Consider the following 17,513-nt stretch of genomic DNA (forward strand, 5'->3'; position numbering starts at 1 on the left):
TGATCAGCGCCACGAAGGCGCCGATCATGTAAATCTCGCCATGGGCGAAGTTGATCATGCCGATGATGCCGTACACCATCGTGTAGCCGATCGCGATCAGGCCGTAAATCGCCCCAAGCGACAAGCCGTTGATCAATTGCTGGAGAAAATAGTCCATGTCCTCATCCCACCTTCAGCGCGGCGCAAAGGCAGGGTGCGGCGGCACGGGCACACTCGGCACACCGGTCTCGCAACAGCAGCCCCCTGTCTGGTGCAGCCCGTCCAGTCACCAAACGGAATGCCGGTTCATCGGGAGTTCCGTCTACTGGTCTGACGGACCATGATTTTTCCTGTTCGGAGGATGCCCCTGCAATCCGGCCGGGCCGTCGGGCAGGTGCCCCTCCTGACCTTTTCGGTAGTACCAGCCTGACGGATTTTTGCAAGACAGATTTGTGCTGTCCGCATGCGTGATCCTCCGGGACAACCGGAGCCTGAAATGAGAAACGCCCCGCCGGCGGTTGCCGGCAGGGCGTTTCTCGCAACGAACCAGAGATCGTTGAAGCGTCAGCGCACGGCGACCGACTGCTTGGCCGGGGCGGCGGCGACCTTCTGCTTCGGCTTGGCCGCAGCGGCGGCCTTGGCCGGCTTCGCCTTCGCGGTCGTGGCCTTGGGCGCCGCCGGGGCGGGCGTGGCTGAAGCGACAGCGAAGACGGGATCCGGATTGCTGACCGTCTTCACGTCGCAGAGCGGACGGCTGGCCAGATGCATCAGGCCGGCGCCCTTCTCGTCGGTGGTCAGGGTGCGCAGGTCGTCGGGCGTCAGGTCCTTGGCGGCGACCGAACGATCGACGAAATTGGCGCAGTATTGCGGAATGCCGATGGTGGCGGCGCGGCGGCTGATCTCGTTCGCCAGCTCCGTCCGGAACATGTCGAACTGGCGCGTGGCGTTGCCGCCGCCCGACCGCTTGTAGAAGGCGATCAGCGACGCTTCCGAGTTGGACAGCATGGCGCGGTTCTTGACCGAGAAGTCCTGGTAAAGGTCGAAGGGCTTCTTGTCCGGCGTGACCGTGCGGCAGGTCAGGCCGACGATCATCATCTCCGTGTGCAGGCGCATCATCTGCTCGGCCGCATATTCGGAGCGGTTGTAGCAGGCGGGCGTGGCCGGGCCGCTCGACTTGGCCGGGCGCGCCTTCGCGGCAGCCGGCTTCGCAGCGGCCGCCTTCGCAGCCTCCTTGGCGGCGGCACTCGTGGGCGCGGGCAGGGCGAGCAGCGCGCCGAGGACGGCGGCGCCGGTCAGGGCTTTCAGGGACAGGCGGAGGGCGGCGCGCTGGCGACTCATCAGGGGCTCCGGTGGCGCGGTACGATAGGACGGGTTCGGGCGGAGATGGGCGGCGCCCGACAGTCGGCGACCTTCTACCCGAACGCCCGGGCTGGTCAATGGGATTTGCCCGCCGCTCGCGTTTTGTCCCATCACCGCGGCGGAGAGGCAACGCAGGTCCGGGCGGCTCCCGGCGACAGGGTCATGCCCCTCCGGACAGGGGTGGCGCCCGCCGCTGGACGCGGCGGGTCCGGCGACGCTATGGATGGACGTAGGACAGTTGGACAGGTGACAGGGCATGGCAGCCACCGGATCGCAATCGGTCCGAACGGGGTTCGGAACAGAAGAGTATGCGGGCGGGCACCGCATCGGCATCGACCTGGGCGGGACCAAGACCGAGGGCATCCTGCTCGACCGACAGGGAAACCAGTTGGCGCGCCATAGAGTTCCCACGCCGAAGGGAGATTACGACGGCACGGTCGCGACCATCCGCGATCTGGTCGCCCGCCTGGAAGATAAAATCCCCGGCGGGCACAAGGCGACGGTCGGGCTTGGCATTCCGGGCACCATCTCTCCGGCGACCGGGCTGGTCAAGAACGCCAACTCCACCTGGCTGATCGGGCGCGATTTCACCCGCGACCTGACCCAGGCGCTCGGCCGGCCGGTGCGGATCGAGAATGACGCCAATTGTCTGGCGGTTTCGGAGGCGACCGACGGCGCCGGGGCCGGCTGCGGCGTGGTGTTCGCGGCGATCCTCGGCACCGGCTGCGGTGCCGGCATCGTCGTGCATGGCCGGGTGCTGGGCGGACGCAACGCCATCGCCGGGGAATGGGGGCACAACCCGCTGCCCTGGCCGACCGATGCCGAGCGGCCGGGACCGGCCTGCTATTGCGGCAGGCACGGCTGCCTGGAGACCTTCGTGTCCGGACCCGCTGTGGCGGCGGACCATCTCGCGGCGACCGGCGAAAGGCTCGACGCCGCGACGATTCTCGCCCGCGCAGCCGATCCGTCCGCCGCCAACGACGGATGCAGGTCGACGGCGGACCGGCTGGTCGGCCGCCTCGCCCGTGGTCTGGCGGCGGTCGCCAACCTGCTGGACCCCGACGTCATCGTGCTGGGCGGCGGCCTGTCGAACGCCGAGCTGCTGTACGAGCGGCTGCCGGCGGCGATGCAGCCCTGGGCCTTCAGCGACCGTCTGGACACGCCGGTGCGCCGCGCCCGCCATGGCGATTCCAGTGGCGTGCGCGGCGCTGCATGGCTGTGGCGGCCCGGAGAGCTGCCGGACGGGACCTGACGGAAGGAGCTTAGTCGGTCCGCGCGGTGCGCGGGGCCGGCGGGACATCGGCGCTGCGCGGCGGAGCAGCGCCGCGCCGGGCGGCGGCGGGGTCCACCGGCGGCGGCGTCAGCGAGTGGGAAGCGGAATAATGCTGAGTCGTCCGCTTCACATCGGTGCCGTAGCGCGTCATGCCGGCGCGGTCCTTGCCCGCCTTGATCGCCCCCCAGTGGGACGGGGCCGGGCCGGGGATCGGCTGCGCCTGATCCATGTTGCGCAGGAGCGGGCCGGTCGGGACCATCTGGTCATACACCCAGGGTGCATACTCCTGCTTCTGGGCATGGGCCGGCAGCGACAGCGTCACCATCGCCAGCGTGGCGGCCACGGCGGAGAGGGCGAATTTGACGGCGGTTTCGGCAGAGGAGGCAACGCGGGTCATCGAACAGGCGCCTTTCGTCCGGAAAAACGGATCGGAAGGGTCAGTCGAGCGGAAAGCGCCCGCGCCGTCCAATGCGGAGGCGCGTTACCCACCCCGGTTGCGGCATCCCCAAGCGGAGCAAACCCCCGTCCTTCCGATACGGATCGGAAGGCGGGTTATTGCGCCGGCAGCCGGTAGAGCGTCAGATGCAGGCGCTTGCCGGTGTTGTAGTTGAAGCCCGACAGCTCCGCCAGCGGCAGCGGCGTCGCCGTGCCGAGGCTGTCGAGGAAGGCCGGCGCCTCCCGGTCCTCCACCAGGGCCAGCCCGCAGGCGCGGTCCGCCGTCAGATGCGCCGCCGCCGCCGGCCCATGGACCAGCTTGGTCGGCGTGCCGAGCAGGAAGACCAGGCTCGGCTCCGAATAGCCGGCGGAAGCCACCACGCTGTCCGGACAGGGCCGGACCTGCGCCACCGCGCGGGCGGCCTGCCGGCTGACCCACACGCCGTCAATGTTCGGCAGCACGGCGGCATAGGTCCCGGCATAGAGCAATGCCGCGGCGCCGACCCCGGCAGCCAGCCCGGTCCGCCGTTCGCCCCGCAGAAGCGAGCGCAGGGCAAGGGCGAAGAGGCCGCCCACCGCCGGCACCAGCGCGACCCCGACCGGATCGATCCGGCGGTCGACCAGCCAGGGGATCACGGCAACGGCCAGGGTGAGGGCGCCAAATCCGATCACGCCCAGCGCCACCGCGGCGGCGACCAGCCAGCGGCGCGGCCGTTCCCGGCTGCGGTCGAAATTGTCGATCAGGGCCGCGGCGGCGACTGCGGCAATGGCCGGGAAGACTGGCAGGGTGTAGTGCAGGAGCTTGGTCGGCACCGCTTCGAACACCAGCCAGCTCGGGACGATCCAGGCGATGCAGAAGCGCACCGCGTCCAGCCGGCGCCGCGCCCACACCCAGGGAACCGCCAGCAGCGCCAGCAGCGACCAGGGGGCGAAGGTCACCCAGAAGGTGCCGAGATAATAGCCGGGCGGCAGCCCCTTGCCCTCCTGCCCGCCCGACACCTTGCCCAGCATGTCGTGGCCGACGGATTCGGCGAAGAAGGCGCCCTTGCTCTTGATGGCGATGGCGATCAGCCAGGGGGCGGCGATGGCGACGACGATGCCGAGCCCGGCCAGCGGTTTCAGCCGCTTCAGCCACCCGGCCTCGCGGTCCCACAGGGCGAGCACCAGCGCGGTGGTGCCGGACACCAGCAGGACCATCGGCCCCTTGACCAGCACGCCGACGCCGGCGGCGATCCAGAAGACCAGCGGAACCGTCCAGGCGGCGCGCCCGGCGGGGACCGGATCGCGGCGGCCGAGATAGAGATGGGCGAGCGCGGCCTGTCCGATCACCACGGTGGCGAGCAGGACGGCATCCGTCTTCCCCATCCGCGCTTCGACCCCCAGCACGACGCAGGACGCCATCATCAGCCCGGCGATGAAGCCGGCCGGGCCGCCGAACAGGCGCGCGGCCGTCCAGGCGCTGGCCAGAACCGCCAGGATCGCTCCCAGGAAGGAGGGGATGCGGTAGGTCCAGATGACCTTGTCGGCCCCGACCGGAATCCCGCGCAACGCATCGGCCGCCGCGGTGGCGGCGCTCTGCAGCCAATAGATTCCGACCGGCTTCTTGTAACGCGTCTCGTCCTGGAAGCGGATGTCGACGAAGTTGCCGCTGTCCAGCATCTGGGAGGAGGCCTGGGCGAAGCGGGCCTCGTCACGGTCGAAGGGCGGCAGCACCGTGAAGCCGGGCAGGAACAGCGCCGCGGCGATCAGCGCCAGCAGTGCGTAGGCCCAGATCGGCAGACGGCTGGGCCGCGGAGAAATTGCGGTCACGATTTGCTCGGCACCGCGCCGTCGGCGCCCTGCGACTTCTTGTGGCTCCAGACGAAATAGACGTTGCGGGCGTAGATCACCAGACCCATGCCCTGCCCCAGCATGAAGACCGGGTCGAAGCGGTAGAAGGCATAGGCGAACAGCAGAACGCCGCCGCCCAGCGAGAAGTACCAGAACAGCTCCGGCACCACGCTGCGGCGCGCCTTTTCGCTGGCGATCCACTGCACGAGGAAGCGCATGGTGAACATGATCTGCGCGAATACGCCGACCCCGACCCAGATCAGGTCGGTGGTGCTTTGCCCCTGGAACCACGCTGCGGCGCGCTCGATCATCGTAAAATCCTGTCCCGAAAGGGTCGCTAGACGTCAATCAGAGGCGTTCGGAGACCGGGGACAGCTTCGTCCGCCGCTTCAGCCAGTAAACGCCCAGCAGATCGACCACGCCGATCAGCCCGCGCCGCCAGTTGTTGTATTTCGACACGCCACGCTCGCGCGGGCGATGGTTCACCGGCACATAGGCCACCGGATGGCCGTGGGCGCGGAACAGCGCCGGCAGGAAGCGGTGCATCGCCCCGAAGAAGGGCAGGTCGAGGAAGGCGTCGCGGCGGAACAGCTTCAGCCCGCAGCCGCTGTCGGTGCAGCCGTCCTGCAGGAAGGACTGGCGCACCGCATTGGCGATCTTGGAGGCCCATCGCTTCGACAGCGTGTCCTGCCGCTTTTTGCGCAGGCCGCCGACCAGGACCGGCGCACCGGCCTCCCCGGTCGACACCAGGGCGTAGAGCGCCGGAATGTCGGCCGGATCGTTCTGGCCGTCGCCGTCCAGCGTCACGACGAACTCGCCACGCGCAGCCTTGACGCCGCTGCGCACCGCCGCGCTCTGGCCGGAGCGGCGGACATGGCGCAGCACGCGCAGCCGGCCGGCATCCACCGCCGCGGCAAGGCGCGCCTGGGTGTCGTCGTCCGACTGGTCGTCGACGAAGATGATCTCGAAACCGCCGACCGGAATCAGCGCCCGCTCGATCTCTTCGAGCAGCGGCAGCACATTCTCGGCCTCGTTGAAAACGGGGACAACGACCGACAGCCGCACCGGCTGGCCGTTCTCCGGATAAATGCTCACGGTTTGCCATCCCATTCGCCGAACGGGCGGCAAATTACTCTCGCGGCGCGGCGAACGGTAGCGGAAAAGGATGAGACGGAAGCGGGGCAGATCCCCGCTTCCGTCCGATCCGGTTCCGCAGCGGCCGGATTACCCCTTCCGCCCACTGTTGGAGGGGGACAGCGGAAGCGGGACATAGCGCAGGTCGCCGCCGCGGCTGACCAGCATCAGCAGGGTCTTGCGCCCGTCTTCCTTCGCCTTGGCGATGCGGGATTCAAGGTCGGCGGGGGTCGCCACCGGCTCCTGCCCCGCTTCGACGATGACGTCGCCGAGATCGAGCCCGCGCTGGGACGCGGCACTGTCGCGGTCGACCTCCGTCACCACCAGCCCGTCGACATCGTCCGCGATGGAGAAGGTCTGGCGCAGGCCGGGGGTCAGCGGAGCGAGCTTGAGGCCCAGCGCCGACTTGCTCTCCTCCGGTTGGGCGGAGCGGGGGGCGCCGCTCGATCCGGACAGCGCCACCTGCTGCGGCTCGTCGCGCAGTTCGCCGATCGTCACCTGGACCGATTCCTCCTTGCCGCCGCGCAGCAGGGTCATCGGAACGGTGCTGCCGATCCCGGTGGAGGCGACGAGGCGGGGCAGCTGGCGCATCTGTTCCAGCGGATCGCCGTTGAAGGCGGTGATGACGTCGCCCTGGCGCAGGCCGGCCGACGCGGCCGGGCTGTCGGGGGACACGCTGGTGACCAGCGCGCCGCCGGTGCCGTCCACGCCCAGGCTTTCGGCGATGTCCGGCGTCACGCGCTGGACCTGGACGCCCAGCCAGCCCCGCCGCACCTTTCCACCGTCCTTCAACTGGTCGATGATCGGCTTGGCCAGCGAGGACGGAATGGCGAAGCCGATGCCGACCGACCCGCCGGTCGGCGAATAGATGGCGGTGTTGATGCCGATCACCGCGCCGTTGGCGTCATAGAGCGGACCGCCGGAATTACCGCGGTTGATGGCGGCGTCGGTCTGCAGATATTCGTCGTAGGGACCTTGCTGGATGTCGCGGGCGCGGGCGGACAGGATGCCGGCGGTCACCGACCCGCCGAGACCGAAGGGATTGCCGATGGCGACCACCCAGTCGCCGACCTCCACGGATTCGCTGTCGCCCCAGTGGGCGGCGATCAGCGCCTTGTTGCTTTCGACCTTCAGGAGCGCAAGATCGGTCGGGGCGTCGGACCCCACCAGCTTCGCCGGCAGCTTGGTCCCGTCATGCAGGGTGACGGCGATCTCCGCCGCGTCGGCCACCACATGGCTGTTGGTGACGATCAGGCCCGACGGATCGATGATGAAGCCGGAGCCGAGCGCCATGCTCGGCAGGCCGTTCGGGCTTCCGTTCGGCGCGCCGTCGGGCGGGGCGTCTCCCTGCCCTCCCCTCTGGCGGTTGCGGAATTCGCGGAAGAACTCCTCCAGCGGCGATCCCGGCGGAAGGTCCAGCCCCTCCGGCAGCCGGCCGCCGCCGGCCGAGGCCTGGGGCGCCTGGGTGCTGGAGATGTTGACGACCGTGTCGATTTGCGTCCGGGCGAGGTCGCGGAAAGACGGCGGCGAATAGGTCCTGCTCGCCCCCGGCTGCGCGGAGGCATCCTGTGCAGCCGCAGGCAGCACCGGCAAAAGGACCGTGCCGGACAGCAGCGCGCACAGCGCCGCGGCCGGAAGGCGTCGGAAGATCGGATACGAGCGCGGCACGGACGCATGCGGCATGGACGGTCTCCGCAAAAAACGGTTGGGGCTGTTCTGCAACTGAAAACACGCCAGCCCCCGTCCGGGGTCCATCGCACTTTTCAAAAGTCGGCAATCGAAAGATGCCGGTGGCCGGATGCTGCGACCGGGGGTTTACGGCCGCTTGCGTATTTTAAAACACCCGATCTCCACCAAGCGTCGTACGCTGTTGTGACACCGGATACAAAATCACGATTCCGTGCAAAGTTATGCTGGCATTTTTGAGAAGAGTTTCCGATAGTCGTCCATACCGAAAACATCGCCCGCCAGCGTGAAGCCTCGATGCTGCTGACGCACGCGCCCGCGTGGTCCCGCGTCGGAAGCGTGCGGTCCGGGTAGACATGCTGACGAATGACTGAAAATTCACTTTGGCAACCGAGCGATATAATGAACGCAGAAACCGGGAGCGAACCGGAGTCTCCCAAGAAGCGTGGGCGCATTCCGCAGTCGGCGTGGCCCCAAATTCTTGAACGTTACCGCAGTGGCGCAACCCTTTCGGCCATCGCGCGCGAATTCGAATGCACGCCCAGCGCCATCTCCTACATCATCAAGAAGGCGGAGGCTGCGAGCGGCCAGGGCGATGCCGCTCATGGTGATGCCGGCGCCGAAGGGATGGGCGCCGAAGGGATGCAGGACGAGGCGCAGGCCGCCGCCGACACCTCTTCCGCAGCGCCGGAAACGGTTGGCGAGGCGGCCGCTCCGGTGACTCCGGCGGTCCCGGAAACGCCGGCACCCGCCGCTCCCGCCGCCGCGGAGGCCGGAACCCCGGCCGAACCGCGCCGCGCCGCCGGCCGAACCGGCCGCACCACGCTGACCCGTGCCCCGCGGACCGAGCCGGCCACCGAGCAGGCTTCGGCCGAGACGCCGGCTGCCGCGCCGGCTCCGACGGAGACGCTGCGCCTGAACCGGCCGGAGCCCGCCGCGGCTCCCGCGCCGGCTCCGGTTGCCGCCCCTGCTCCCGCCCAGTCTCCCGCTCAGGCTCCCGCCGCGCCGGAGACCCCGCGTGCCCCCGGCCAGCCGACGCCGCCGGTGGATGCGGTGGAAGGCCGTCTGCGCGACACCGCCAAGGCCTGCATTTCCGCTTATCGCGGCTGGCGTCAGCAGCCGAGCGAGGCGACGATCCAGGCGCTGTCCGAAACCGTGCACGAACTGCGCAAGGCCCTGGCCCGCGTGGAGATCGACATGTCGGCCAGCCGTCGCGAGGAACAGGCGATCCGTCCGATCCCGATCCCCGCGCACCGGGCGTCGCGCCGCCCGAACTGAGCGGTCTTTGAAAAGGGGGTTTGAAAAAGCCCCCTTTGAAAATCCGCCGTCTGAAAAAACCTCCGTTCCCACCCGGGGCGGAGGTTTTTTCATGGCCGCGTCTCCGCTTGCACCATCCACGCAAAAGGGGCTTGACGGCCCCCCGATCGAAAGGCTAATCCTCTGCGCCCCGATGGAAGGGTGGCCGAGTGGTTAAAGGCAGCAGACTGTAAATCTGCCCGCGTTAGCGTACGCTGGTTCGAATCCAGCCCCTTCCACCATCGCATTCAAATCGAGCGCGTCCGGCGAACGGAACAGCCCTCGCGAATGTCGAATCCCCCCTCATCGTCTTTTTAAAAATCTGCCGCCTACAGCGGCAGCGGTTCGGCCGGAGTCACGCGCGGGAAGCGCAGCGTGAAGGCGGTCCCCGCCCCCGGTGCGCTGTCCAGCCGCAGCCGGCCGCGCAGGGTCCGCATGACCAGCGTGTAGACGATGTTCAGCCCCAGCCCGCTGCCACCGCGGTCGCGGCTGGTCGTGAAGAAGGGCTCGAACACCTTGCCGTGCAGCTCTGCCGGAATGCCGCGTCCGTCGTCGGCATAGACCAGCTCCACCTCTCCATCCATCGCCGTGACGGTCACCGTCAGTTGGCCGCGCACCCCCGGGTCGTAGCCATGCAGAAGCGAGTTGATGACGAAGTTGGTCAGGATCTGGCTGAACGCCCCCGGAAAACTGTCGATCGTCAGATCGTCCGGGCAATGGACGGCAACTGTATGGCCGCTGCGGCGGATGCGCATGCCCAGGCTGCGCAGAACCTCGTGGATGTAGTTGTTCAGTTCGAAGACGCGGCGCTCCTCGCTCGCCTGGTCGACGGCGATCTGCTTGAAGCTCTGGATCAGTCGGGTGGCGCGCTCGATGTTCAGCAGCATCAACTGCGTCGCCTCGTCGGCGATGTCGATGAACTCGGCGAAATCGCCCCGCCGCAGCGCACCGGCCTCGAACAGGTGGCGCAGCGCGCGGGTCTTCTCCGCCAGCAGCGAGGCGCCGGTCAGGGCGATGCCGACCGGCGTGTTGATCTCGTGCGTCACTCCGGCCACCAATGAGCCCAGCGCCGCCATCTTCTCCGCCTGGATCAGTTGGACCTGCGCCTCCTTCAGGTCCTGCAGGGCGCGTTCGGCCTCTTCCTTGGCGGCGCGCACGGCTTCGGCCGCGCGCACGCTCTCGGTGACGTCGGTGTGGGAGCCGACGATGCGGAAGGGCTTGCCGTCGCCGCCCGCCACGGCGAGCGTTCGCGTCTCCAGGAAGACCGTGGCGCCCGAACGGTGGTGAAAGCGCTGCAGCAGCCGGCCTTCCGACCGCCGGCCGGCCGCCAGATCCCGTTCCATCTCCAGTGCGGCGCCGAGATCCTCGACGTGGATCAGTTCCTCCCAGCGGCGGCGGCTGTTGTCCATCTCCGCCTCGGAATAGCCCAGCAGGCCCCACCATTGCGGGGAGAACCACACCTCGCCGGTGCGGAGATCCCATTTCGAGATGCCCTCGCGCGCCGCTTGGATCGCCAGTTCCAGCAATTCCCGGCTGGAGGCGACCTCGCGCTCGGCCTGCTTGCGCTGGGTGATGTCGGTGTAGGTGGTGACGAACCCGCCGTCGGGCAGCGGCAGGGTCACCGTTTCGATGACGACGCCGTCGGGCCGCACGCGCTCGTTGTAAAAGGGCCAGGAGGCCTTGCGGATATAGTCCAGCCGCTGCGCCACCAGATCATCGACTTCGCCGCGGCCATAACCGCCCTGCTCCGCGATGTGGCGGACCACCGCCTCATAGGGCTGGGCATAGCGCGGAAATCCAGGATCGATGTAGAGCAGTTCCAGCACGCGCCGGTTCCAGGCGACCAGCCGCAGGTCATGGTCGAAGGCCATCACCCCTTGGCTAAGGCAGTCCAGCACCGAACTGGTCTTCGCCCAGGGCTCCTGCTCGGCCGGCGTCGCAACCGCATCGATCGCCGTCAGCAGCCATTCGTCCGCCCCGCCGGCCCCCAGCGCAAGGGTCACGGCGCTGCCGTCGGGGAGCCCCCGCGTCAATGGACAACCGCGGCGCAGGTCGGCAACGGCGGCACAACCCAGCAGGCCGCCGAACAGCCCCTCCAGCGTCGCATCGGCCGGCACGGCGAATCGGGCCGCGAAGGCGGCATTGGCCCATACCAGGCGTTCGTCGGCGTCAAAGCGGGCGAACCCGGTCTCCCCCATGCCCGTGCCTACTCCCTCCGCTGAATGGCGGGTTGAATTCACGGCCGGCATCCAACCGACGGGAGAAACCCGGCGACAGGACACGCGGCGTGACCCGCGATCGCATTCTTGTCTCTTGACGGTTGACGGGCAAGCGTCATTCCGCACCTGCCGGCGCCGGACCCGGCCGGGAGACCGGTTGTTTTTACGAAACAGTGAAGCGTAATCCTGCGCCTGTCCAGGGGCCGTGGCGGCCAAGCCGTTGTCCAGGATAAGGATTTGCACGATGGCAGATGCGGCGGCCTGTGGAAGCACGTTCCTGGCGGAGCCGGCCGCCGCGACGATTTTTCCCGCCCGGTCCGCGCTTCGGCCGGCCGGACCGCATGCATCGGCCAACCATCACGACGTTATCCTGACACTGGTGGCCGACATCCTGCGCATCGGCCTGCGACTGTCCCTCCTGCCCGTAACCGTCGGCTAGCTCAAACGGTGCGTTTAGCTGATTGCTTTGCTGAGATACAGTGTAGTCTCAGTATTATACGTGATACCTTTATTGTCGAACAATAATCAGCTTGTGGATTGGCCACCCGCCACAGTATTAACGGACCCCGAAACGCGGATCCCTCGAACCGGTGAAAAGCCTTAGATCTGGAATGGCTTTTCGGAATATCGACGTTGTTTGACAGAGGTCAAACACGCCGCACTGGTGGTCGAATATGCTCCGCGCCAACGTGGAACCGGAAATCAGGCGCATCGACATGCCAGACGGAAGCATCGTTCAGCAGGGCTCTGCCCAACCCGCCAAGGTCCCGCTGTACGAAAGCCATAAGACGATTCATCCGAAGGCGGTCAAGGGCCTCTATCGCCGCCTGAAGACGGTCACCTTCTCCGTTCTTCTGGCGCTGTTCTTCATCGCTCCCTGGATCCGATGGGAACGCGGTCCCGACGCGCCGGCCCAGGCGGTGCTGTTCGACCTGACCACGCCCCGATTCTTCCTGTTCTGGATCGAGATCTGGCCGCAGGAAATCTACTACCTCACCGGCATCCTGATCGTCGCGGCGCTGGGCCTGTTCCTGGCGACGGCGCTGGCCGGCCGCGTGTGGTGCGGCTTCGCCTGTCCGCACACGGTGTGGACCGACCTGTTCGTCTGGATCGAGCGCATCTTCGAAGGCGACCGGGCGGAACGCATCCGCATGGAAAAGCAGCCCTGGACGACGCGCAAGGCCCTGCGCAAGGCCGGCAAGCATGCGGGCTGGCTGACGCTCAGCCTCGTCACCGGGTTCGGCTTCCTCGCCTATTTCACCGATGCCCCGGCCCTGCTGCATGATCTGCTGACCTTCCAGGCCAGCTACGAGGCGGTGTCCTTCTTCGCCATCTTCGTCGGCATGACCTATGTGATGGCCGGCTGGGCGCGCGAGCAGATGTGCATGTACATGTGCCCGTGGCCGCGCATCCAGACCGCGATGCTGGACGAACATTCGCTGATCGTCACCTATCAGGCCGACCGCGGCGACAACCGCGGCCCCAAGCGCAAGTCGCAGAATTGGGACGAGCGGCGCGCCCAGGGCTTCGGCGACTGCATCGACTGCGGCCAGTGCGTGCAGGTCTGCCCGATGGGCATCGACGTCCGCACCGGCGAGCAGGCGGACTGCATCAATTGCGGCCTGTGCGTCGACGCCTGCGACAGCATCATGATCCAGCAGGGGCTGCCCACCCGCCTGATCGCCTTCGACAGCCTGGCCGCCCAGGACACCCGGGCCTCCGGCAAGACCTATCAGTGGCGTCTGATCCGCCCGCGCATCATCGTCTATGCCCTGCTGATGCTGGTCATCGGCGGCGCCATGGCCTGGAGCTTCGCGCTGCGCCCCAGCCTGAACATCACGGTGCTGCGCGACCGCGCCCCGCTGTTCGTGACGCTGTCGGACGGCTCGATCCGCAACGCCTACACCTTCAAGGTCGCCAACAAGACCCGGCAGGACCGCTCCTACACCCTCAGCGTCGCCGGCTTGCCCAATGCCGAGATCAAGGTGATCGGCGAGGCGGAGGATGAGGCCGCCGCCCACACCGCCACCATCTCCGCCGCGCCGGACAGCGTCGCCACCTACCGCGTCTATGTGACGGCCCCGCGCACGGCGGTCTCCGCCACGTCGCTGCCGCTGACCTTCCAACTGTCCGACACCGGAACGAACGAGAAGAACAGCCACGACAGCGTCTTCATGGGTCCGGCGAACTAGCGTCCGAACCCTCCTTGGCACGAGCGCGAAAGGCGGGGGCCGGCGGATCGGCCTACCGCCTTTCGTGTTTCTGCGCAAAGGGAGGGCACCCGCATGGGCAGTTTGCGCGAGCTGGCAAGCCACTCACCTGACTCAGGCCAACGAAGGCTGGACCGCGGCGACGCCGGGCCGGCCTGCAGCGAGGTGAGAGACCCATGCTTTTCGACTTCGAGCCATCGGGCATCAACGACACCTACCTGCGCCTGACGCGGAGCGGGCTGTCCTGCATCGTCGCTCCGGCCGGCGCGTGGAACGGGCTTTTGCGAGTCAATTACATCGTTGCCGGCACCCCCGGCGGCGGCGAACCGCACATGATCTTCCGCAGCCTGGATGTCGGCTGGGATGATGGCCGCTTCTGCTGGAAGGGGCGGGCGGCGCCGGTGATGACCAGCTCCGGCATGGTCGACATCCTGCTGGAACGCGGGCTGGTGACCGACTCGGAGGCGGAGCGGCTGCTGTTCGGCATCAACACGCCGGCGGCCGGCGCCACCTCGGACGAGGCGCTGATGATCCGCGCGCTGCTCAGCGGCTGCAGCTTCACCCCCGTCTACGACCAGCCACCGCTCAGCAGCGAGCCGCCGGTGGTCGCCGGATTCGCCATGCGCACCCTGGCCGATCCCGGCGCCTACATGCTGGAGGCCCGCAACGGCTTGCCGGTTCTGGACGGCGAAGCCCGCGATGCCCTGCGCCGGCTGGTCGGTCTGGTGATGTGACGCCCTCCTTCTTTGGTCGAAGACCGGGACGAAATCGACCGAATCCCACCCCTATGGCGTAGGGACTAGACCTTCGGGCGATAGAAACTGTCACGTTGCCGGGACATTCTTATTGCAACTGCTCACAGGAGCCATGCTGCCGCCGACCCCGATCCCTTGCGAGAGAGCCCGACCGCCATGAACGCCACTCTGTCCCATCGCTGCACCGCCCTGATCGACCGCGCCCGCGCCGCCTGGCTGAGCCAGCCGCTGGCCCGCAAGCTGGCGTTCCGCAACGCCGCCCGACACACGTCTACGGGGCGCCGCCGGATGTCGATGGAACTGTTGGACCTGGAACTCTTCCGCATCGACATCGGTGGCCGATAAGGGCGGCCTAAAAGAGACGGCTGAAAGAATCCGCCCTATTTCGCCAGCAGGTGTTCGTACCGCGAGTCGGTCAGCGTCTTCATGAAGGCGACCAGCGCCTTGACGCGGCGGGTGTCCAGCGCCGGCGCCGATTCCAGTTCCTTCGTCGACAGATTCGCCGCCACCTCCGGCGGTCCCCAGGGCTTGCCGGTCTCCGGATTGATCGCGGCCTTTTCCGTCCGGTTGTTGTAGTGGTCGTAGAAGCGCACGACCGTCTCCAGATCCTTGAAGACGCCATTGTGCATGTAGGGGCCGGTCACCGCGACGTTGCGCAGGGTCGGCGTCTTGAACTTCCCCTCATAGGCGGGCTCGGCCGCCGCCGGATTGTCGTGCAGCCCGCGGTCGGCGAAACCCGGTTTGCCGGAGGCCTCGCGCAGGGCGGGATTGGCGGGCACGCCGATGTTGTGATGTTCGTAGTTGGTGAACATCTCCCCCTCCGCGGCCGGCATCGCCTTCAGCTTGTGGCACTGGTTGCAGTTGGTGAACTGGGTGGAGAAGAACAGGGTCATGCCCAGATCCTCCTCCGGCGTCATCTTGTAGTCGCCGCGCAGATAGCGGTCGTACTTCGAATCGAAGAGCGCGAAGCGGTCGGTCTTCTCGAAGGCGGCGAGGCTGTCGGTCATCGCGTCATAGGCGCGCCCGGCATCATCCAGCACCCCGGCGCCGTAGAGCGCCACGAAGGCGCGGGCATAGTCGGGATTCTCCGCCAGCCTGTCTCGCGCCTGCTCCTTGGAGGTCAGCCCCATCTCCGCAGGGTTCAGCGGCGGGCCGCCGGCCTGATCCTTCAGCGTCGCGGCGCGGCCGTCCCAGAACTGGCCGCCGACCGCCTTGCCGTCCGCCTTGATGTGGAAGGCCGGCGTGAAGGCCGCATAGGCCGCCGTCGGCGCGTTGCGGTCGCCCACCGACTTGCCGTTGTCGCCGACCGACGCCGCCCCGCCCGCACCGCCGGTCCGCGGATCGGCAAAGCCGAAATCCGGGTTGTGGCAGTCGGCGCAGGATTGCGTGCGGTTGGCCGACAGCGCGGTGTCGGAAAACAGCGCCTCCCCCAGCTTCTCCTTGCTCGACAGATTCGCGGCAAGAGCGGCCCCGCCCCCGGCCAGCCCGGCCGACAGCAGAACCAGCGCAAGCGCGTGGCGGAACAGGGGAGAAAGGCGGACGGACATGACGACGCTCCTGGCAACGGCCGCTGACTGGGGTCACAGACTGGGGCCAACACTGAGCGTCAAAGGTTAATCGAGAGTGAGAATCGTTATCAATCCGCCCGCGCATAAGGAGGGTGGGGCGAAAGGTCGCTGGCCCGCAAAGGGCGATGGCCGGTCAGGCCGGCTTGCTCCCCTCCCCCTCCGTCAGCAGCCGGCGGATGGCGGTGACCAGCGGCTTCATGTGGAAGGTCGAGTCCGGGGAAACCGCGACGGTGCCGCCGGCCGCCTCCACCGCTTCCGCCACCACCGGGCCGACGGCTGCGATGCGCGTCCTGGCGAATCCCTGGCGGAAGGCGTCGCCGAGGCCGCAGGCCTCCGCCACCTCATGCAGGCGCCGCACCTGGGGCGAGGCAGTGAAGGCGACGAAATCGATGCGCCCGTCCGCCATGTCGCGGATCGCGGTCTGGACGGCGCCGGTCTCCGAATCATTGGCGTAGCGGTAGGGGGTCACCGCCACCGGGATACCGCCGCCGGCCCGCACCGCCTCCAGCAGAGGATCGTTCGGGTTGTCGGGGTAGAGTTGGATGCCGACGCGGCGGCCGGCGAGATCCTCCTCACCCAGCATGGCGATGACGCCCTCGGTGGTCGGGGCCGGGGCGGATTTGTAGGGGGCGCAGCCGATCTCGCGCAGAGCCTTCACCGGCTTCGGCCCGCGGACGAAGACGCGCGCGCGGCCGATGGCGGCGACCACGTCCGCCTCGCGCTCCATGGCGCGGGCGACGGTCATCAGCCGCCGCAGACCTTCGCCGGTCAGCAGGACGATGTCGTCGAACCCTTCGGTCAGCAGCCGCTCCAGCCATTCCCGTGCCGGCGCCGGATCGTCGAGGTCGAGGATCTTGACCAGCGGGCAGCGGATCGTCTCGGCGCCATGCTGCTCCATCATGCCCGCGAACAGGTCGAGGTCCCGGCTTTCCGGCACCAGAATCCGCTTTCCCGCCAGATCGCCGCCCTGTTCGGCCATATCCCCGCTCCCATGGTCGCGTGTGTGGTGACGGCGAGACTAGATCGGATCGCGTAAAATCGGAATCGATTTGGAGCGTGAATCCGATCGCCAACCATAAGGCTACAGCAGGCGACCGGCGCGTTCACGCGGGATGGACAGGCGCTCCTATCCCCGCCGGCAATGCAGCAGGCTGAACAACCCGAAGGGCGGCAGGGTGCGGATGCTTTCCACTGCCAGCCGCGAGCCGGCCATCATCGCGTCCAGCGTGAAGTCGGGCCGCCAGCCGAGCTTCTTCGAAAGCGGTGACAGCCAGCCCTCCACCGCGCGGCGGACGCCGGGGCGGGGGGCGGCGAAATGGTTGACGATGACGATGTCGCCGCCGGGTTTGCAGACGCGCTCCAGCTCCGCCATCGTGCCCTGGGGGTCGGGAACGACGGTCATCACATACATGGCGACCACCACGTCGAAGCTGCCATCGGCGAAGGCCAGCTTGCCGGCATCCATTTCCAGCAGCCCTTCGACATGATCGAGCTTTTCGCGTTCCACCCGCTCCTGCGCCACCTTCAGCATGTCGGTTGACAGGTCGATGCCGACGACGCGGTTGTCCTTGCGGTAGTCGGACAGCGACAGGCCGGTGCCAACGCCGACCTCCAGGATGCGCAGGCCACCGCGGCGGTTCAGCCACTCCACCGCCGCATGCCGGCCAGAGGCCAGCAGCACGCCGAACACCCGGTCGTAGAATCCGGCATAGCGGCGATAAGCGGCGCGAATGGATTCGGCGTCCATGATCCTGTCTCCCCCGTTTCGA

At 67.9% G+C, this 17,513-nt stretch carries 16 protein-coding genes, 1 tRNA gene and 1 pseudogene; 7 read left to right on the plus strand and 11 right to left on the minus strand.

The window, feature by feature from the left end:
* Together TSH20_RS03480 and TSH20_RS03485 are read right to left on the minus strand one after the other, a co-directional pair.
* A pseudogene (locus TSH20_RS03480) lies at positions 1-157 on the minus strand (branched-chain amino acid ABC transporter permease LivH); the annotation flags it as partial.
* Positions 158-543: 386 nt separating this feature from the next.
* The gene (locus tag TSH20_RS03485; protein WP_247871633.1) at positions 544-1,317 is read right to left on the minus strand and encodes a hypothetical protein; all 774 of its coding nucleotides are present in this window, start codon (positions 1,315-1,317) and stop codon (positions 544-546) included.
* 277 nt (positions 1,318-1,594) lie between these two features.
* Between TSH20_RS03485 and TSH20_RS03490 the strand changes: the two genes are divergently transcribed.
* Complete coding sequence (locus TSH20_RS03490) at positions 1,595-2,590, plus strand: ROK family protein (protein ID WP_109073420.1); 996 nt, start codon at positions 1,595-1,597, stop codon at positions 2,588-2,590.
* Between the two features lie 10 nt (positions 2,591-2,600).
* Here the strand turns inward: TSH20_RS03490 and TSH20_RS03495 are convergent, their stop codons facing one another.
* From TSH20_RS03495 to TSH20_RS03515, 5 genes are all read right to left on the minus strand, one after another.
* Positions 2,601-3,008 (minus strand): hypothetical protein, encoded by a 408-nt coding sequence (locus TSH20_RS03495; RefSeq protein ID WP_109073421.1) that lies wholly within the window; start codon positions 3,006-3,008, stop codon positions 2,601-2,603.
* A gap of 155 nt (positions 3,009-3,163) precedes the next feature.
* Positions 3,164-4,855, minus strand: a complete 1,692-nt coding sequence (locus TSH20_RS03500) for a glycosyltransferase family 39 protein (protein WP_109073422.1) — start codon at positions 4,853-4,855, stop codon at positions 3,164-3,166.
* Positions 4,852-5,187, minus strand: a complete 336-nt coding sequence (locus TSH20_RS03505; RefSeq protein ID WP_109073423.1) for a lipid-A-disaccharide synthase N-terminal domain-containing protein — start codon at positions 5,185-5,187, stop codon at positions 4,852-4,854. Before TSH20_RS03505 ends, TSH20_RS03500 begins: the two co-directional genes overlap by 4 nt.
* 37 nt (positions 5,188-5,224) lie before the next feature.
* On the minus strand, positions 5,225-5,986 hold the full coding sequence (locus TSH20_RS03510; protein WP_109073424.1) for a glycosyltransferase family 2 protein: 762 nt from the start codon (positions 5,984-5,986) through the stop codon (positions 5,225-5,227).
* Between the two features lie 114 nt (positions 5,987-6,100).
* On the minus strand, positions 6,101-7,693 hold the full coding sequence (locus TSH20_RS03515; protein ID WP_109073425.1) for a DegQ family serine endoprotease: 1,593 nt from the start codon (positions 7,691-7,693) through the stop codon (positions 6,101-6,103).
* Positions 7,694-8,098: 405 nt separating this feature from the next.
* Between TSH20_RS03515 and TSH20_RS03520 the strand changes: the two genes are divergently transcribed.
* Together TSH20_RS03520 and TSH20_RS03525 are read left to right on the plus strand one after the other, a co-directional pair.
* Positions 8,099-8,974 carry a hypothetical protein gene (locus TSH20_RS03520; protein WP_109073426.1) on the plus strand — a complete coding sequence of 292 codons (876 nt, stop codon included), beginning with the start codon at positions 8,099-8,101 and terminating at the stop codon, positions 8,972-8,974.
* A gap of 174 nt (positions 8,975-9,148) precedes the next feature.
* Positions 9,149-9,234: transfer RNA gene (locus tag TSH20_RS03525), tRNA-Tyr, on the plus strand.
* Between the two features lie 87 nt (positions 9,235-9,321).
* On the opposite strand, the gene TSH20_RS03530 is transcribed toward TSH20_RS03525, so the two are convergent.
* Entirely contained in the window at positions 9,322-11,190 is a 1,869-nt protein-coding gene (locus TSH20_RS03530) for a PAS-domain containing protein (RefSeq protein ID WP_109073427.1), read from the minus strand.
* Between the two features lie 265 nt (positions 11,191-11,455).
* On the opposite strand from TSH20_RS03530, the gene TSH20_RS03535 reads away from it, so the two are divergent.
* From TSH20_RS03535 to TSH20_RS03550, 4 genes are all read left to right on the plus strand, one after another.
* Positions 11,456-11,650, plus strand: coding sequence for a hypothetical protein (locus TSH20_RS03535; RefSeq protein ID WP_109073428.1), 195 nt, complete (start codon positions 11,456-11,458; stop codon positions 11,648-11,650).
* Between the two features lie 277 nt (positions 11,651-11,927).
* A complete protein-coding gene (gene ccoG / locus TSH20_RS03540) occupies positions 11,928-13,403 on the plus strand; it encodes a cytochrome c oxidase accessory protein CcoG (RefSeq protein WP_247871449.1) in 1,476 nt (491 codons plus the stop codon).
* 194 nt (positions 13,404-13,597) lie between these two features.
* Positions 13,598-14,155 carry a hypothetical protein gene (locus TSH20_RS03545; protein ID WP_109073430.1) on the plus strand — a complete coding sequence of 186 codons (558 nt, stop codon included), beginning with the start codon at positions 13,598-13,600 and terminating at the stop codon, positions 14,153-14,155.
* Positions 14,156-14,332: 177 nt separating this feature from the next.
* Positions 14,333-14,521: a hypothetical protein gene (locus TSH20_RS03550; protein WP_109073431.1), complete on the plus strand. Its 189-nt coding sequence runs from the start codon at positions 14,333-14,335 to the stop codon at positions 14,519-14,521.
* A 35-nt stretch (positions 14,522-14,556) separates the two neighbouring features.
* Here TSH20_RS03550 and TSH20_RS03555 read toward each other — a convergent pair whose 3' ends face one another.
* The 3 genes from TSH20_RS03555 to TSH20_RS03565 form a co-directional block, all read right to left on the minus strand.
* A complete protein-coding gene (locus TSH20_RS03555; RefSeq protein ID WP_109073432.1) occupies positions 14,557-15,723 on the minus strand; it encodes a cytochrome c peroxidase in 1,167 nt (388 codons plus the stop codon).
* A gap of 154 nt (positions 15,724-15,877) precedes the next feature.
* A complete protein-coding gene (locus tag TSH20_RS03560) occupies positions 15,878-16,723 on the minus strand; it encodes a uroporphyrinogen-III synthase (protein WP_109073433.1) in 846 nt (281 codons plus the stop codon).
* A gap of 147 nt (positions 16,724-16,870) precedes the next feature.
* Positions 16,871-17,491: a class I SAM-dependent methyltransferase gene (locus TSH20_RS03565; protein ID WP_085091122.1), complete on the minus strand. Its 621-nt coding sequence runs from the start codon at positions 17,489-17,491 to the stop codon at positions 16,871-16,873.
* Positions 17,492-17,513 lie beyond the last annotated feature (22 nt).

It is taken from the genome of Azospirillum sp. TSH20 (genome assembly GCF_003115935.1).
Lineage (GTDB): Bacteria > Pseudomonadota > Alphaproteobacteria > Azospirillales > Azospirillaceae > Azospirillum.

Coding starts and splice junctions, on each gene's coding strand:
- TSH20_RS03485 (WP_247871633.1), bottom strand. CDS start 1,317: ATGAGTCGCCAGCGCGCCGCCCTCCGCCTGTCCCTGAAAGCCCTGACC.
- TSH20_RS03490 (WP_109073420.1), top strand. CDS start 1,595: ATGGCAGCCACCGGATCGCAATCGGTCCGAACGGGGTTCGGAACAGAA.
- TSH20_RS03495 (WP_109073421.1), bottom strand. CDS start 3,008: ATGACCCGCGTTGCCTCCTCTGCCGAAACCGCCGTCAAATTCGCCCTC.
- TSH20_RS03505 (WP_109073423.1), bottom strand. CDS start 5,187: ATGATCGAGCGCGCCGCAGCGTGGTTCCAGGGGCAAAGCACCACCGAC.
- TSH20_RS03510 (WP_109073424.1), bottom strand. CDS start 5,986: ATGGGATGGCAAACCGTGAGCATTTATCCGGAGAACGGCCAGCCGGTG.
- TSH20_RS03515 (WP_109073425.1), bottom strand. CDS start 7,693: ATGCCGCATGCGTCCGTGCCGCGCTCGTATCCGATCTTCCGACGCCTT.
- TSH20_RS03520 (WP_109073426.1), top strand. CDS start 8,099: ATGAACGCAGAAACCGGGAGCGAACCGGAGTCTCCCAAGAAGCGTGGG.
- TSH20_RS03530 (WP_109073427.1), bottom strand. CDS start 11,190: ATGGGGGAGACCGGGTTCGCCCGCTTTGACGCCGACGAACGCCTGGTA.
- TSH20_RS03535 (WP_109073428.1), top strand. CDS start 11,456: ATGGCAGATGCGGCGGCCTGTGGAAGCACGTTCCTGGCGGAGCCGGCC.
- ccoG (WP_247871449.1), top strand. CDS start 11,928: ATGCCAGACGGAAGCATCGTTCAGCAGGGCTCTGCCCAACCCGCCAAG.
- TSH20_RS03545 (WP_109073430.1), top strand. CDS start 13,598: ATGCTTTTCGACTTCGAGCCATCGGGCATCAACGACACCTACCTGCGC.
- TSH20_RS03550 (WP_109073431.1), top strand. CDS start 14,333: ATGAACGCCACTCTGTCCCATCGCTGCACCGCCCTGATCGACCGCGCC.
- TSH20_RS03555 (WP_109073432.1), bottom strand. CDS start 15,723: ATGTCCGTCCGCCTTTCTCCCCTGTTCCGCCACGCGCTTGCGCTGGTT.
- TSH20_RS03560 (WP_109073433.1), bottom strand. CDS start 16,723: ATGGCCGAACAGGGCGGCGATCTGGCGGGAAAGCGGATTCTGGTGCCG.
- TSH20_RS03565 (WP_085091122.1), bottom strand. CDS start 17,491: ATGGACGCCGAATCCATTCGCGCCGCTTATCGCCGCTATGCCGGATTC.